The sequence below is a fragment of the Nocardiopsis camelliae genome (assembly GCF_028993595.1).
GTDB classification, from domain to species: domain Bacteria; phylum Actinomycetota; class Actinomycetes; order Streptosporangiales; family Streptosporangiaceae; genus Nocardiopsis; species Nocardiopsis dassonvillei.
In genome coordinates this window covers 4061966-4077274 of the sequence record NZ_CP118614.1, presented here as the reverse complement: position 1 = coordinate 4077274, position 15309 = coordinate 4061966, and the positions used below count along the sequence as shown (strand labels likewise).

Here is a 15309-nt window from a genome sequence, read left to right as displayed (position 1 = left end):
GTGGGACCAGCCCCCGGAACCCGTCGGTCGGTCGGGAGCGGCCAGGGGAGGCACTCCTTTGACTCATAGGGATCCCCAGTCGGTGTGACCCGAGTGGCGGAGTGCCAGCGGGCCGCGACCGAGTGGTCCCTCCTGCCGGACAGAAGGGGACACGCTGTCAGACCTGGTTCGCTCCGCCGTCGACGTACAGGTTGGCACCCAGCAGGAAGCTGCTGTCCGGGGAGGCGAGGAAGGCCACGACGGCGGCGATCACGGAAGGTCTCCCGTGTTGCGGAGGCCGGCCCTGACGGATCGAACGGTTCAGGCGGACGCGGAACCGGTGGAGGACGGCAGGGTCCTGGGCAGCGGAGGGATGGAGGAGCCGGGCCGGACGGGCCGTCCGGTCGGTCGGGGGGAACGTCCCTCGCGCACGCAGTCCAAGACCTCGCGGGCGGCCACGCGCCCCGCCTGCTCGAAGCTCCAGTGGTTGGAGTCGTTCTCGTGCCAGACCGCGTCCCGCAGGACGACGCGCACGGTGTAGGGAGGTACACCCCGTCCCCGTGACCGCCAGCCCTGCCGGAACCCGTTCGCGAACGCTTCGGTGAACTCCGTGGGCAGCGGCTCCCCCGGTCGGTGGCACACGGCGGGCAGGTCGTCCACGAGCTCCACACCCTCGTCCGGCAGCACGTCCTCCGCGGGTGGCAGCGCGTCCAGCCACACGACGGCGAAGTTGCCGGGGCACGCGGTATGGATGATCTGGCGGACGAACACACCGGTGACCGGACGGGGCAGGACGGGCGGACGCCGGTGACCGGCGGTCACGGGCACCTCTCTCCTCAGCTGTCGCAGCTCTGGCAGCGGCGTGTGGCGACCCGCTCGGTGTTGCCGTGCGTCGCCCGGGCGGGGGAGCCCTCGCTGAGGCGGCGCCACAGCTGCGGTTCGGGCTCGGGGATCCAGCCCCAGAGCGGCGCCTTGATCTCGGAGTCGGACTGGTGCAGGCAGCCCGGGCGGTGGGCCACGCCGCGCGGCGAGATGAGGATGGTCTTCCCGGGGAAGTGCGCGTCGCCCGGGGAGGGGTCGCCGCCCTGCCCGGAGGCGCTGCTCCTGTTCTCGCGCACGAGCGAGCACGCGCAGCCGCCACCGATGGGGAGTTCACAGAAGTCACAGCGTTCCATGGCCCCGATCGTGCACGGGCCCGGTGACGAACGGGCTCCGCGGCGCGTGCCGGGCCAGCACCGTGCGACCGTTCTGCCAGTTCGGGTGGGGTGTGGCCGGAAACGGCCACGCCTCACCACGCTTCCGTCGGCGGTGGACGGACGCGATCGCCGCTCCTTCGTATGGGAGGGCCGTGGTCGGTGCTGCCGTGTGGCAGCCCTCCCCGATTGCTCGAAGCGGAGGAGCCGAAACCGCTCCCGAAGCCGGGGACCAAGACTGGGAAACAGGACGGAATCGGAAGCCTGAGCAGCGATTTCTCCTCCGCGCCGGTCCCCGTGACCGGCGCGGGGGGAGCTCCGGCTCATGACCACGACACAGAGCCAGCAGGACACCGCCGCCGTCGCCACGCGCATCGTCGACCACTACGACGGTCGCGAACGGGCCTGGGTGAAGGAGGCGGTCCGGCTGCTGCACGCCGACGCCACGCGCTCGGCGGACACGCACGTCTTCCAGTTCCCGCTCCCCGTGGAGTGGGGCATCGACCTCTACGTCAAGGACGAGTCCGTCCACCCCTCCGGCAGCCTGAAGCACCGCATGGCCCGCGCGCTGTTCCTGCACGCGCTGTGCACCGGGTGGATCGAACCCGGCACGCACGTGTTTGAGGCCTCCAGCGGTTCCACGGCGGTCTCCGAGGCCTACTTCGCCAAGCTCCTGGGACTGAAGTTCACGGCCGTGGTGCCCGAGAGCACCAGCCGGGAGAAGGTGGAGCTCATCAAGTCCTACGGGGGAGAGGTCAGGAACCCCGGACCCGACGGCGACATCGAGAAGGAGGCCGCCCGCCTGGCCGCGGAGCCCCCCAAAGGCCACTTCATGGACCAGTTCACCTACGCCGAGCGCGCCTACGACTACCGCGACGACCACAACGTGGCGGCGACGATCTTCCGGCAGATCGCCGAGGAACGGCATCCCGACCCCAAGTGGATCGTGGTGGGAGCGGGCACCGGGGGCACGAGCGCGACCATCGGCCGCCACATCCGCTTCAGCCGCCGCGACACCCGGGTGTGCGTGGTCGACCCGCAGAACTCGGCGTTCTTCCCCAACTGGACGGTCAACGAGGGCCGTCCCAAGAGCCAGTGGCCCAAGGACCCCTCGACCTGGATCAAGGGAAAGCCCTCCCACATCGAGGGGATCGGGCGTCCGACGGTGGAGCCCTCGTTCCTGCCCGCCGTCGTGGACCGGATGATCTCGGTACCCGACGCCGCATCGATCGCGGCCATGCGCCTGCTCCTCTCCCGGCTGCGCCACCGCGCGGGGCCCTCGACCGGGACCAACCTGTGGGGCGCGCTGCGGATCCTCGCCGAGATGCTCTCCGACGGGGAGAAGGGCAGTGTCGTCATGCTCATGTGCGACCAGGGCGAGCGGTACATGAACAACTACTACAAGGAAGGGTGGGTCGAAAAGGAGTTCGGGCTCGACCTGAAGCCCTACACCAGGGTGCTGGAGGACTTCCTCTCGACCGGCCGTTGGAAGGAGCCCGCGGCCCCCGGCGTTCCCGAGGCGAGGAAGGCCTGAGTGAGCCCCGCGCACGCGGGGATGGTTCCACCCGGTTGTCGCCCTCAGCGACGACGGTGGACGAAGGCGCCCCTCAACACCGCGCCGCGCGCTGCGCACCGCGGCGTTGGGGGCGTGTGCTGTCTGCCGCCGTCAGCCGACGGGGACGAAGTTGGCGTACTCCTCGATGCGTCTGATCCGCCCGGCGTCGTCGAAGCCGAAGTAGACCGCGGCGTGGACCTCGCCACGCGTGCCGCCGGTGGTGGCGACGTGGACCACGTGCTGCTGGAGGACCTCGCCCGGCTGGGAGAGCTGGCGCAGGACGTCGTAGCGCATCGACTCGATGGACGCGATCTGTCCCTCCATTCCGGCGATGTTCTCCTCGATGGACTGCTCGCCCTTGCCGTCGTTGTGCCAGACGGTGGCCGTCTCGGCGCACAGGGCTCGGGCGCTCTTCCAGTCGCGGTCCTCCAGCGCGCGGAGGTATCTGATGGCTCTGTCCTTCAGGTCCTGGCTCATACGGGTCTTCCCTCGGTGTGAGTGGGTTGACGGGTCCTGGCGGGGATGGGTCGTGTCAGTTCTGGCCGGTCGCGGAGTGAACCAGGGCGCGCTCGCCGACCTCGACGCGCATCGGCAGGTGGTTGCCGGGCGGTGAGAGCGGGCAGACGAACACGTCCGGGTTCAGGTGGTGGTGCGAGAGCGTCGCCTTGTTGAAGTCGACCGTCAGGGTGCTGCCGGGTTCCAGCAGCGGCAGCACCAGCCAGCGGCCGATCGTCGGCGTCCAATCGCCGTTGGTCTCGTCGGTGAAGATGACCAGCCGCTGGCCGGGGAAGTCCTGGAGGACGGCCAGGACGTGTTCGGTGCCGTCGATGGTCACGGCCAGGTCGACGGGGGCCAGGATGGCTTCGGTGCTGCGCGGGCTGGTCAACCGCGGCACCTCGATCCGGCGCCCTTCGGGAGCCGCCCGGTACCGGCCGGTGAGGACCCAGGCGGGGTCGTGGGGAAAGGTGTCGACGCCGGTGAGCCCGGTGCGCGCGACGCGGTTCTGGTCCATGACGACCAGGCCGTAGGAGCCGTCCGCACCGCTGGCGAAGCCGACTCGGTCGTCGGGGAACCGCAGGGAGCTCCCGGAGGGGACGGGGCTCGTCCCGTCGACCCGATTGTCATCCACCCGCACGCCGTCGGCGGCCTCGGCCGTCACGGTCAGGGCTCCCGCCTCGGTGGTGCGCCATCGGCCGGGGACGCCGGGGATCGTGTGGGGACCCGGTGTGGTGATCCTGGCGTTGGCGACGACCTTGGCTTTGCCGTCGGCTCCGGCGATCTCCTCCCACCGGCTCCGGCGCCAGGCTTCGTGTTCTGCGGGCATCTTCGGTGTGGTCATGGCGTCACTGTAGCCTCGCCATGCCTCTGAAGCACGGCTTCTTGCTTATTGCGCAAGAAGGTGGCCCGGCCCGCTGCCCGCCGCGCAATGCCGCCCGTCGCGACACGGCCTGAACGGCGCGCTGATGCCGGCCCGCTCGCGCCCCTCGGGCGTCGTGACCGACAGCGGCACTCCCGCAACGCCCCGGCTGTCGCCACGCACAGCTCTACGGCCCTCGACGGCATCCCGCCTGCCGAAAACATCGGGCTCGGACGGACTGCTGGGCGGCCCTGTGCGTGGGCAACGCGGCCAAGCCACTCCGGATGCCGCTGGCCAGAACCGCCGCCAACACCATCTGGCTTGAGAGCGCGGTTCTGTCCACGCTGTCGATGGCAGGGGCTCGCCCGCATCGGACCTGATGCCCTTTCGCATATATCCAATGGTCCTCTGACCCCATGTATGGGCTCAATGGCCTAATGTGGCCAGCCTTCACCCTCTGTGGCAGTTCGGGCCTCCGGTGCCCCCGGTATTTCGGATGGCCCTTCGCGCCCCATGTGCCTGGCCAGTTGGAACCTGCTTATCTGAACAGAAGTGTGTCGACGCCGGTTCCCTCGGAACCACTACCCCGGTTACTTTCCGTGAGTGAATGATTATCGATGCTCTTGCGTGCCCTGTGTGCGGCTGATAGTAATGTCTCCGGTTGTTCCGGTTGTGGCGCCCATGGGGTTGTGATGTCCACGTGGTGTGCTTTCGGAAGTAATTCCTCTTTTTGTTCCATTTTTTATGTCTGGAGAACTGTGCGCAGGGTGGTTGTGACCGGTGGGGGTACCGGTATTGGCAGGGCGATCGCGGAGAGGTTCGCCGAGGACGGGAGTTCGGTGTTCATCCTGGGGCGCCGTAAGGACGTCCTGGATCGTGTGGTCGAGGAAAACCGCGAACGCCAGATCCGGGCGGTGGCCTGTGATCTGACCCGACCCGACGAGGTACTGCGTGCAGCCGATGAGATCGCCGACGATTCCGTGGACGTCCTGGTCAATAACGCGGGCGGGATCGTGAAGAACGGAACGACCGGCCTGGAGGGCGTCTTCGAAACCTACCGCCGCACGATCGACGCCAATCTCCTGTCGGCGATGATGATCACCGAAGCCCTGTGGAAGAGCATCTCCCGACCCGGAGGGCGGGTGGTCAATATCAGCTCCATCGCCGCTCACCGTGGAGGAGGCGCCTACGGCGCGGCCAAGGCCGGGCTGGTGGGATGGGGTTTCGGACTCGCCGGCCAAGGCGGACCCGACGGGATCACCGTCAACACCGTCAGCCCGGGCTATGTCCAGGACACGGAGTTCTTCAACGAGCAGGGCCGTTCGGCCCGACATGACCGTCTGGTGGCGGAGTCGCTCGTCAAGCGAGCGGGTGTTCCCGGTGACATCGCTTCCATAGTCCATTTCCTTGCCTCGCCGGAGGCGTCGTGGATCACGGGGCAGGTCCTCGGTGTCAACGGCGGATCCCTCCTGGGCCGCTGATCTCGGTGCGGCCCGGAGACGAGTAGCTCTGAGGGTTTTTGAGTGAAATCGAAATCGCCTATTCCGCATGCGCGGAAGAGGATAACTTACTTATTTCCCGATCGTGGCTCAAAAACGGACTCCGAGTGGGAGTCCGGTGTCTTCTGGCCCCAGTACGCCAAGGCTGCCGAGGCTGTGGGCATGGACTTCGGGGTGATCGATCCCGAGCATATAATTTTCGAAGACGACTGCGTTCGGTGGAAGGACGAACAGCTCCTGCCTGAGCGGGATATTATTGTCTACGACATACGCTCGGGTCCGACTCATGCCGTTGACATCTGGCAGAACATGACCGCGGTCGCCTCTCTGGAGGCGGCTGGTTTCTGGCTTGCTATTCCTTTGTCCGCGGCCGTCGTCTTCAACGACAAGTACGCCACCGCGAAGGCGCTGGTGGGCTCGCCCCTGCCACTCATTCCGTCGTTGCGCCTGACAGCGGGCCGTGACGTACACAGACTCGGTTACCAGGGCCTGGTGCCGGACGACTGGTTTCCCCTTTTCGTCAAACCCGCTTCCTGGGGCAGAGGCTTGGGCTGCGTGCTCTGCCCGGACAGGCCCACGCTCGATGCCGTTCTGGGGCTTGCCTCGGGCAGCGGAGCCGCCATGCTCGTCCAACCCTCGGTGGGAGAGGTCGTCGCGGACACGCGTGTGGTCGCCGTGGAGGGGGAGGTCGTCGCGGCTTACGACCGCATTCCCGATCAGGGAGCCCATGTCGCCAACGTCAGCCGCGGTGGCTCCACCGTTGGCCGCACACGGGTCGATGCCGCCGTGCTCGACCTCCTCGCCCTGGTCCAGGAGCGCTTCGACCTGCCCTACGTGTGCGTCGATCTGTTGCGCACCGCCGACGGGCGCATGTGGTTCTCCGAAATCGAACTGGACGGTGCGGTCTCGGCCCTGTTCGAGGAGCCCGCGACCGTCGAACGAGTGGTCGGTGCACGCTTCCGAGCCTACGGGCGCCGCCACGATGCCCACCTGCGACGAAGGGAAGGGCTGTGAGTATCGGCCACATCGACACGGAGTCGGTTCTGGAGGAGGCCAGGAGGTGGGCCTTCGGTATGGGTGCCGACGAGGCGCCCCAAAGCCTGGACGACCTGACCCCTTGGGCCCATGCGCGGATACGGTCCGCTGCCCGAACCCTGGCGGCCTCCAAGGGAGGTCTGGTCGTCTCCAGCGGTGGAACCACCGGTACGCCGAAATTGACGGTGATCTCACCTGACATGGGCCTGCCCCGGATCCTGCCCCACTGGAGTCCCCTCGGCGAGGGGGACGTACTGCTCAACATGTTCTCCACCGGACGGATGTGGGGAGCGCAGTACTTCTACAACGCCCTGGCCCTCCACTCCCGGAGCACCGTCGCGCCCATCGGGGGGCTCACACCCGAAGACGCTGAGGAGTGGGCCGACACCATCGTCGATATGGGAGTCAACGCGCTCTGCGGGACCCCCAACCTCCTGGCCCGCTTCGGCACGGCCCTGCACACCGCGGGAATCCGGCTCCCCGTACGCACCGTGATCTGGACCGGGGAACCCATGACCCCGGCCAGGCACACGGCCATCACGAAGGTCTTCCCTCAAGCAGGACTGTGGGGCAACTACGGCTCCATCGAGACTTTCGTCATCGGTGTGAGCAACCCCTTGTGCGAACCGGGCACCTTGCACCTTCTGCCGGGACAACTCCTCGAGACCGACCACGACGGTGCTCTGCTCACCCGGGTCGGTGAGGGCTGGCCGGTCCCGGCCGTGCGTTTCCGCCTGGGGGACCGGATCGGTCCGGCCGCGTGCGCTTGCGGATCACCTGACGGCTTCACCGTCCTGGGCCGTGCCGACGACAGCTTCAAGCTCTACGGCAGCATGCTGCGCGCGAGCGATGTCCTGCGGCAGGCGGAGCAGGTCAAGGACATCGGCGAGGCCCAGGTGGTACTGCACCACGAGCGGGGAGCGCCTGCCGCGGCCCTCCTGATGGAACTGCGCTTCACCGGCCCCGCCGACGAGGAGGCGGTCAGGGCGGAAATGGCCTCGCGGATTGACGGGATGGGCATCTTGGACCGGCACACGCCCGAAGCCCTGAGGTTCCTCCGGGTGGAGGACGTCGAGCGCAGCCCCAGTAGCGACAAGGTCCTGCCGCTGGTGCGCCGCGAGGCCGGGCTCTCCCTGACGGGGGAAGGGGTGAACACATGACCGCCCCTGTCCCCGTTCACGAGAACGGGCCGACCCGTGCCTTCCTGGCCTCCGCGAGGTCCTCTCACCGGGCCTTGGACCCGGACACCCCCTCCCATGACCGCTTCCGTTCCTGGTTTCCCCGAACCCTGCTGTCCCGTCCGGCCATTCTCGACGCTGAACAGACCCGAAGTCTGGACCGGGACCTACCACTGGTCCTACGCGCTCTGCACTCTCTGCCCAGCAGGCTCTTCGACGGGGACGAGAAGGCGTTCACGCGGGCTCTGGGCTGGATACAGCCTGCGGTACCCCCGCTCCTGGCAGCCCTGTCGGGGCCCACCATTCCTCTCGGCCGGGCCGACTTGGTACACAGCCCCCGCGGATTCCGCATGGTCGAGTTCAACACCTCCAGCTCCCTCGGTTCCTTCGAGTTCGGGGAACTGTGCCGAGCAGTCCTGGCCGACCCCCACTTCCGGAAATTCGCCGAGGAGGAGGGGTTGTACTATGTCGATCCTCTCGCCTGCATGGCCGATACCCTCCTGGCCACCGCGGGAGCCGGGCGCGGGGACCGCCCCACGGTCGCCCTCGTGCACTGGACGACCTCTCCGGTCGCCGTCGACGCCTCACTCTTCTCGGACCTCTTCACGGAGCTGGGTTTCCGCTTGGTGAACTGTACCGTCGCCGACCTGGAATACGGCGCCGGGGGACTCACCGCGCACGGCACGAAGATCGACGTCGTCTACCGTACGTTCCTGCTCAAGACCGTCGCCGCGGACCCAGCGGCTCTCGACCTCCTGGCCCCGCTGATCGCAGCGGTCCGAGACGACGCGGTAGGCCTCTTCTCCCCGCTCAACGCCGACTTGTACGGCACGAAGGCCGCTATGGCGATGCTCAGCGAACCGGCCGGTCGTCAGCTCCTCCCACCGGACGAACGGGGCGCGGTGGAGCGGTTGCTGCCTTGGACCCGATCCCTGCGGGACGCCCGCACGCGCGAGGAGGGACAGGGGAGTCTGCTGGAACACGTCCTCGCCCATCGTGGGGACCTGGTGCTCAAACCCAGCGTCGGACACGCCGGCCGGGGAGTCCGCGCCGGTTGGATGTGTTCGAACGAGGAGTGGCGGGGCCTGGTGCAGGAGGCCCTCGGGGGTGACTTCATCGTCCAGCGCCGGGCGCCCTCGGTCGCCGAGCGCTTCTTTCCGCCGGGCGGATCGGAGCCCGCCTCCACGTGCTTCCTCCACTGGGGACTGTTCGTCACGAAGGCCGGCCTCAGCGGGGGGTTTGTCAAGGGACTGCTCGACCAGGAGCAGGACATCCGCTTCCTGGGAGACGGCTCCCGGGTCGGCTGTGTCTTCCATGCCGCGGATCCCTCACTCGCCACCCTCCATGAAAGTTCTACCTGATGTTCATCCATTCCAAAGAACGCTTGGAAGTACTTCTCGAAGCGCGCAACGAGTTCAGCGAGTTCCAGAGCGCCGTTCCTACCACCGGCTTCTACGAGGAGAAGATCGCCGCGGCTTGGCGGCGTGCTCTGGCCTCACCCGCCTACCGGGGGATCGGGGGATACTCCCTGGAAGCGTTCGACTCCCTGCCCGTCACCCCCAAGGAACGCCTCAAGTCCGAACCGTGGAACTTCACCGCGGTGCCGCTGGGCGCCTGTGTCCGGTACCACGAGACCACCGGGACCACCGGCGGCGCGACCCCGACGCCCCGTACGGCGGAGGACGTCGTATGGAACACCGTCTCAGTCGCACACGCTTGGGGAGACGTGCTCGAACACGGTGATCGAGTGCTCAACCTCCTGCCCTCCGACATAGTCCCCGTCGGCGACCTGGTCGCCTCGGTCTGCGAGTACCTCGACCTGCCGTACACCCGGGCCTATCCCTTCACGACCGGTATCACCGGCTGGGACCGCGTCATCGGTCTGTGGAGGGAACTGCGGCCGACGGTCCTTCTCGTCGCCCCCGGGGTGGCCCTGCAGCTGACGCGTCTTCTCAAGCAACGCGGGTTGTTGGAGGAGCTGAGGGCGTCGGTGCGCTCCCTCATGCTGCTGGGGGAGGTCAGTGTGCCCGCCATGCGCCGCCGCCTCGGTGACTGGTGGGGTGCCACCGCCTACGACGCCAGCTACGGCAGTACCGAGACCGGCACCCTGGCCGCTGCCTGCGGCAGGGACCGACTGCACATGCTCACCGCCGCGAACTACGCCGAGGTGGCGACTGAGGGAGCGGTGGAACCGCTTGCCCCCGGTTCCAGGGGCCGCCTCGTGGTCACACCCCTAAACCTGTACGCCAGGCCCCTGCTGCGCTACGACACGGGCGACCGGGTCGAAATCGAGCAGGGATGCTCCTGCGGCAGGGCGACACCCGTGCTGCGCGTCCTCGGCAGGGCCACCGACACCATAAGCGTGCACGGCACCGTGCTGTCACCGCGAGCGGTGGAGGAGATCGTCTACGAGGCCGCCCCCGTCACCGGCTATCTGCTGGAGACCGCCGAGGAGGGGAGCTGGGCACGGCTGCTGCTCGAACGCCTTCCCGGTGCCGACCGGTCCGAGGAGCCCCGGTACACGCATGCCGTGCAAGCGCTCTCCCGGGAGCGGAGCGGTCTCACATGGGACCGGGTGGCCTTCGTCAATTCCCTGCCGACCAACACCAAGAGCGGCGGATCCCAGAAGAGCTGGAAGCGCTCCAACATCCGTGTGGTGGAGGCGCGGTGAGCGACTTCGGACTACTGCCGGACGTCCCCGCCCAGGGCTGGCCGGACCTCTGGTGCACCTACGCGGCTGTACGCACCATGACCTGGCTCGGCAGGGCTGACGGTGTCGTGGGCGCTGACGCCACCGCCGACTATGTTCTGAGCCGCGGCAACCCCGACGGGGGTTTCGCGTGGAGCCGTGGCATGCCCTCCGACGCGTGGGCCACCTTCTACAGCGCTTCCGCCCTCACCGATCTAGGGCACCGACTCCCCGACCCGGACCGTACTCTCGACTGGCTGCGCACCACTTGGACGGGTGACGCCTACGCGATGACGCCCGGGCAGGAGGCCGAGGTGTGGGCGACCCACTTCTCCACCCGGACCGCCGTCGAGATCTGCGGCGCCGACGTGCCCGATCGTCAAAGGCTGCTCGAATGGCTCGGCCGCCTCCAGACGAGGGACGGCGGATTGGCCTGGTCCATCGGCCACGCCCGGGCGGGGGAGGCCGATGTGCGCGCCTGCTACTACGGGGTAGCCGCATGGCGTGCCCTGTGTCGCCTGGCCTCCACCGACGCTCCCTGGGACGTGCCGGCCCTGGTGGCCTGGCTGAGGGAACGACAGGACACCAGTGGAGGGTTCCGGTTCTCCCCGGGCGCGGACGTGCCCTGCATGTGGGCCACCTACCGTGCTGTGGGAGCTTTGGCCGCCTTGGGAGAGGAACCCGCTCGGCCGTGCTCGGAATGGATTCTGGCCCAGCGCGATTCCTCGGGAGCCTTCTTGCGCTGGCCGGGGTACGCGGTGGCCGATGTGTGGGCGTCCTTCTGCGCGGTGGGCGCGCTGAAGGCACTCGACGCGCCGATCGAACCCGTGGCGGACGCGGTCGACAAGGGACTGGCTGCCATGGCGTGCCCGGAGGGCGGATTCACCTACCGGGAGCCAGGGTATGCGGCCGACGCCTTGTCCACGGCCGCGGCCGCGCTCGTGGCACGAGACGACGACCCCCTGACCTCCCGACTGCGTCGCTGGCTGGAGGGCTGTCTACTGCCCAACGAGGGCGGCGTGATGTACATGCCCGGGCGTGGTGCGGAGATCCGCTGCACGGCTTGGGCCCTGGCCGCGGGAGCCTTTCGAGACAGCCCACGGGATCTGTCACGCATACTGCGCTGGCTTTCGGAACTCCAGAACCCCGACGGCGGGTTCGGTTACTGGCATGGGCGCGGCTCTGACATGGTCTCCTCCGCTGCGGCGGTGGAGATACACCGGCTCGCCGGGGCCGAAGGCCCTACCCCCTTCTCCTCGTCCGCACTGGCCGCTTTCGTCGACCAGTGCGCCTCCGGTGACGGTTACGCCAACGTTCCACGGGCACGACCCGCCCTCCGCCCCGGTCTGCACGCCCTCCGGATCCTCAACGCTCTGGACCGGGCGGACCCCTCCACCGCTGACGCCCTCCTGGCTCGGCACCGTGTCCGCGGAGGCGGATGGGCCAACGAGGGCAATCGGGTGCCCGACCTGCTCTCCACCTACGAAGCGGTGGTCACCTCTGATCTCCACAGACTGGACGTGGAGCCCGCGCACCTGACCGCCTACCTCGATCGCACGGCGTCCCCCGCGGGAGCGGCATGGTCTCCATTGGCCCCGGCCACGGAGGACCCTCTCGCCGTATGCCTGCACGGTCTGTTGCGCAGACGGGCCGGGGACCCCTCGTTTCGCCTGCCCGCGCTCACTCTCTCCTGAGGTTCTCGTGCCGACCATCACCATCACGACCCCCCTTCCACGCCCCGCGACCCGCAGAGCCGTGGCTGTCCGTGTCACCCGCTGGCTCTCCCGGCACGGTGTCGCACCCTCCCACGCCGTTGTCCGCTTCGCCGACGCCCCCGACTCCACGGTCTTCAGCGGCGGCTTTCCCCTGGAAGCGCTGCCCCGGGGCAGGGGCGTCCTCCAACACGCCTCCGTCGTGTGCCACGTGGGCCCTGACCGGGATGAGAGGTTCCGGGACGGTCTGGCCGAGGAGATCGCCGAAGCCCTCGGCCTGGAACCGGACACGCCCTTCCTCTACATCGAGTTCCGCACCACCGCACCCGGCCACGTCTACACCTACACGTCCCGCCAGGGCGAGCTGCGCCGGGCTGACGGCACCGCCCTGCACGGCCAAGGAGATGAACGAGTATGAGCACCGTACCCACTGACCTCCAGGAGCGCATCAGAAGCGTGCTCAGTGCCCGTGTGGGCGAAGAGGTCATGACCGTCGGAGCGGAGGAGGACCTGGCTCAGGTCCTCGGTGAGCGCTACGACAGCATGACCGCGATGGAGTGCATCACCGCCATCGAGGCCGCCTTCGACGTCGAGGTCGACTTCGTCGCGCATGACGTTCGGTACTGGTTCTCCACGGTGGAGAGGATGGCCCGTTTCATCCGCGATGAGCAGGAGGACCGTGCCCTGCTGGAGCACGGGCGATGAGCGCGGCTCTCCCCGCCCCGGAGGAGGAGGTCCTCTTCTCGACCTCCGGTCACACCGGAGAGCCCGCCGTATGGGCCAGGACGGGAGAACAACTGCGCGCGGAAGGGCTGCTGCTCGCCGCCCTCCTGCCCGAAGCCGTGGACACGGTGGTCAACTACGCCCCGCCCAGGCACTTGTACGGCTACCTCATGGGGAAGGTCCTGCCGACGATCCTCGACGTACCCGTCCAACACCTGTGGGAGGACCCGTTCACCCCGCCTGACCTGACCAGCGGGAAACGCGTGCTGTTGGCGTGCCTCCCCTCCAGTTGGGCGGTGGTGCGCAGGTTCTCCGGTCGGTTGCGCTCCCTGCCCGGTGTCTTCGCGTTCCACGGTGCCGGCCCGGTGACAGAGGAGACCGGCAGGACCGCACGTGTACTGGAGAGCAGCGGTTTCCAGGCCACGGAACTCCTGGGGGCCACGGAGACAGGCGCTGTCGCCTACCGTCCCCTGGCCCCCCGCCCGGCCGACCCGGAGCGCTGGACGCCCTTTCCCGACGTTGACCTCAAAGGAGCGCCCGTCCCCGGTGGAGAACAGCCCCTCGTCGTGAGCAGCCCCCGGCTGGCGCGCCCTCGTGGCCGGGCGTGTGCACCCGAGGCGATCGCTCTCGACGACGTCGTGCGCCCCTTGGAGGGTGGCGGCTTCTCACTGGTGGGGCGCTCGACCAGCCTTGTCAAGGTCAACGGCAGGAGACTGTACCTGAGCCGGATAGAAACCGCCCTGCGAAAGGAGATGCCCCGTCTCGATGTGGTGTGCGTGCCCAGGAGTGACGCCATCCGGGCTGAGCACTACGACCTCTACTACGTCGGCTCGACGGTCGGAGAAGCAGAGGTGCGCAAGGGCATGGCTGCCGCGCTTCCGGACGCCCCGCAGCCCCGCGGCGTACACCGGGTCCGAAGGATCCCCCGGAGCATGACGGGCAAAGTGCGTCTGGACCTGCTCTTGGCCGCCGACCACGTCGTGTCCCCTGGGACCGTTCCTGCGGTGCACGAAGCCCTGCGGAACGACCTGGTAGGGGACGCCGGCCAGCCCGCTGACCGTCCCATGGCCTCAGAAGCGGCGTCTCTCGCGTCCCAGCCGGAGGGCCTGTTCCGGGCCCCGGCCGGTCACGTCACCCCGCCCCTGCCCGACGAGCGGAAGAACTGATGCCGCAGAGTCTCGCAGCCGCCCGCCCCCGCACGCCCCAGCAACCTGTCTGGGAGCCCTCCACAGACATCGACGGCGTCGTCGCCACGCTCCTTTCGAGACCCGGACTGGTCAGTCCCGGAGCCTGTCGTTCCCTTCTGCGCGCGCTGTCCCGGGTAGCCGCCGGAGAGGCTCTCGTGCTCCAGGCAGGTGACTGCGCCGAGCGCTTCGCGGATTCCTCTCCCGACAGGGTGATGGAGAAGGCGGAGCTCCTGGCCGACCTCGCCGACCTGATGGAGGAGACCACCGGTGTCCCTGTTGTGCGTGTCGGCCGATTCGCGGGGCAGTACGCCAAACCCCGGTCCAATCCTGTTGAGGAGGTCGCTGACGGACCCCCTATCCCCGTCTACAGAGGAGACGCCGTCAACTCGCCGGAGCGGACGGCCCGTGCCCGCCTCCACGACGCCCGCCGACTGGTCGCCGCTTATGACCATACGGCCCTGGCACTGAGCAGAATCGTACCGAAGGACGTTCTTCTGCCGGCAACGGCCGACGCCTCCTTCTCCTTGACCTTCACCAGCCACGAAGCCCTGCTGTTGGATTACGAGGAGGCCCTGGTCCGTCCTGACAGGGGCGGCGAGGTCTACGGTTCATCAGCCCACTTCCTGTGGGTGGGTGAGCGCACTCGCGCGGCGGACGGTGCGCACATCGCCTTCGCCGCGCGGATCAGCAACCCCGTCGGAGTCAAGGTGGGGCCGGACGCGGACGGACCAGATATCGCTGCTCTGATCCGCCTCCTCGCCGAGGGGCGGCCTCCGGGAAGGCTGAGCCTGATCATCAGAATGGGAAAGCGTGTCACAGAAGAACTGCCTCGTCTTCTGTCGGAGCTGGGAGAAGCCGCTAATACGGTCCTGTGGGTGTGCGACCCGATGCACGGAAACACACGATCCAACCATTACGGGCAGAAGACCAGGCTGATGCCGGATATCTTGTATGAGGCGCGCGAGTGTGCGTCTGTGCTCCGTGAGCATGGACTGCGTCTGGCGGGCCTCCATCTGGAGACCTCACCCGACTCGATAACGGAATGCGTGAACACGGCGGACGACCTGCGTTCGCGGCTGGAGCGTTACACATCCGCCTGTGATCCCCGGCTGAACGCGGATCAGGCTGCCCTGGTGGTGCGGACGGCCGCCGAAGCAGGACGGCATACCCCCTCCGCGCAGGGCAGGAGAAGAGAATGAGTA

The 15309-nt window shown here is 68.2% G+C and carries 16 protein-coding genes; 11 read left to right on the top strand and 5 right to left on the bottom strand.

Going from position 1 to position 15309, the window contains the following annotated elements:
- Positions 1 to 157: 157 nt before the first annotated feature.
- From PV789_RS17870 to PV789_RS17860, 3 genes are read right to left on the bottom strand one after another with little or no spacing between them, the layout of a single operon-like run.
- Positions 158 to 292: an SDR family oxidoreductase gene (locus PV789_RS17870; RefSeq protein ID WP_274978171.1), complete on the bottom strand. Its 135-nt coding sequence runs from the start codon at positions 290 to 292 to the stop codon at positions 158 to 160.
- Positions 293 to 300: 8 nt separating this feature from the next.
- Entirely contained in the window at positions 301 to 801 is a 501-nt protein-coding gene (locus PV789_RS17865) for a hypothetical protein (protein WP_274973707.1), read from the bottom strand.
- Positions 802 to 815: 14 nt separating this feature from the next.
- Positions 816 to 1154: a hypothetical protein gene (locus PV789_RS17860; protein ID WP_274973706.1), complete on the bottom strand. Its 339-nt coding sequence runs from the start codon at positions 1152 to 1154 to the stop codon at positions 816 to 818.
- A 343-nt stretch (positions 1155 to 1497) separates the two neighbouring features.
- Between PV789_RS17860 and PV789_RS17855 the strand changes: the two genes are divergently transcribed.
- A complete protein-coding gene (locus PV789_RS17855; RefSeq protein WP_274973705.1) occupies positions 1498 to 2706 on the top strand; it encodes a PLP-dependent cysteine synthase family protein in 1209 nt (402 codons plus the stop codon).
- Positions 2707 to 2838: 132 nt separating this feature from the next.
- Here the strand turns inward: PV789_RS17855 and PV789_RS17850 are convergent, their stop codons facing one another.
- A complete protein-coding gene (locus PV789_RS17850) occupies positions 2839 to 3204 on the bottom strand; it encodes a nuclear transport factor 2 family protein (RefSeq protein ID WP_274973704.1) in 366 nt (121 codons plus the stop codon).
- 55 nt (positions 3205 to 3259) lie between these two features.
- Positions 3260 to 4066, bottom strand: coding sequence for a DUF1684 domain-containing protein (locus PV789_RS17845; RefSeq protein WP_274973703.1), 807 nt, complete (start codon positions 4064 to 4066; stop codon positions 3260 to 3262).
- 776 nt (positions 4067 to 4842) lie between these two features.
- Here PV789_RS17845 and PV789_RS17840 point away from each other — a divergent pair.
- The 10 genes from PV789_RS17840 to PV789_RS17795 all read left to right on the top strand — a co-directional run bounded on the left by PV789_RS17840 (position 4843) and on the right by PV789_RS17795 (position 15306).
- Positions 4843 to 5565 (top strand): SDR family NAD(P)-dependent oxidoreductase, encoded by a 723-nt coding sequence (locus PV789_RS17840; RefSeq protein ID WP_274973702.1) that lies wholly within the window; start codon positions 4843 to 4845, stop codon positions 5563 to 5565.
- A 180-nt stretch (positions 5566 to 5745) separates the two neighbouring features.
- Positions 5746 to 6597 carry an ATP-grasp domain-containing protein gene (locus PV789_RS17835; RefSeq protein WP_274973701.1) on the top strand — a complete coding sequence of 284 codons (852 nt, stop codon included), beginning with the start codon at positions 5746 to 5748 and terminating at the stop codon, positions 6595 to 6597.
- Complete coding sequence (locus tag PV789_RS17830; RefSeq protein WP_274973700.1) at positions 6594 to 7778, top strand: AMP-binding protein; 1185 nt, start codon at positions 6594 to 6596, stop codon at positions 7776 to 7778. Before PV789_RS17835 ends, PV789_RS17830 begins: the two co-directional genes overlap by 4 nt.
- A 368-nt stretch (positions 7779 to 8146) precedes the next feature.
- Positions 8147 to 9157, top strand: coding sequence for a hypothetical protein (locus PV789_RS17825; RefSeq protein ID WP_274973699.1), 1011 nt, complete (start codon positions 8147 to 8149; stop codon positions 9155 to 9157).
- Positions 9158 to 9180: 23 nt separating this feature from the next.
- On the top strand, positions 9181 to 10467 hold the full coding sequence (locus PV789_RS17820) for a phenylacetate--CoA ligase family protein (protein ID WP_274973698.1): 1287 nt from the start codon (positions 9181 to 9183) through the stop codon (positions 10465 to 10467).
- Positions 10464 to 12179 carry a prenyltransferase/squalene oxidase repeat-containing protein gene (locus PV789_RS17815; protein WP_274973697.1) on the top strand — a complete coding sequence of 572 codons (1716 nt, stop codon included), beginning with the start codon at positions 10464 to 10466 and terminating at the stop codon, positions 12177 to 12179. Before PV789_RS17820 ends, PV789_RS17815 begins: the two co-directional genes overlap by 4 nt.
- A gap of 61 nt (positions 12180 to 12240) precedes the next feature.
- Entirely contained in the window at positions 12241 to 12615 is a 375-nt protein-coding gene (locus PV789_RS17810) for a hypothetical protein (protein ID WP_274973696.1), read from the top strand.
- Positions 12612 to 12902, top strand: a complete 291-nt coding sequence (locus PV789_RS17805; RefSeq protein ID WP_274973695.1) for an acyl carrier protein — start codon at positions 12612 to 12614, stop codon at positions 12900 to 12902. The genes PV789_RS17810 and PV789_RS17805 overlap by 4 nt, the downstream gene beginning before the upstream one ends.
- Positions 12899 to 14086: a class I adenylate-forming enzyme family protein gene (locus PV789_RS17800; RefSeq protein ID WP_274973694.1), complete on the top strand. Its 1188-nt coding sequence runs from the start codon at positions 12899 to 12901 to the stop codon at positions 14084 to 14086. The genes PV789_RS17805 and PV789_RS17800 overlap by 4 nt, the downstream gene beginning before the upstream one ends.
- Positions 14086 to 15306, top strand: a complete 1221-nt coding sequence (locus PV789_RS17795; protein WP_274973693.1) for a 3-deoxy-7-phosphoheptulonate synthase — start codon at positions 14086 to 14088, stop codon at positions 15304 to 15306. Before PV789_RS17800 ends, PV789_RS17795 begins: the two co-directional genes overlap by 1 nt.
- The last annotated feature ends 3 nt before the right edge of the window (positions 15307 to 15309 follow it).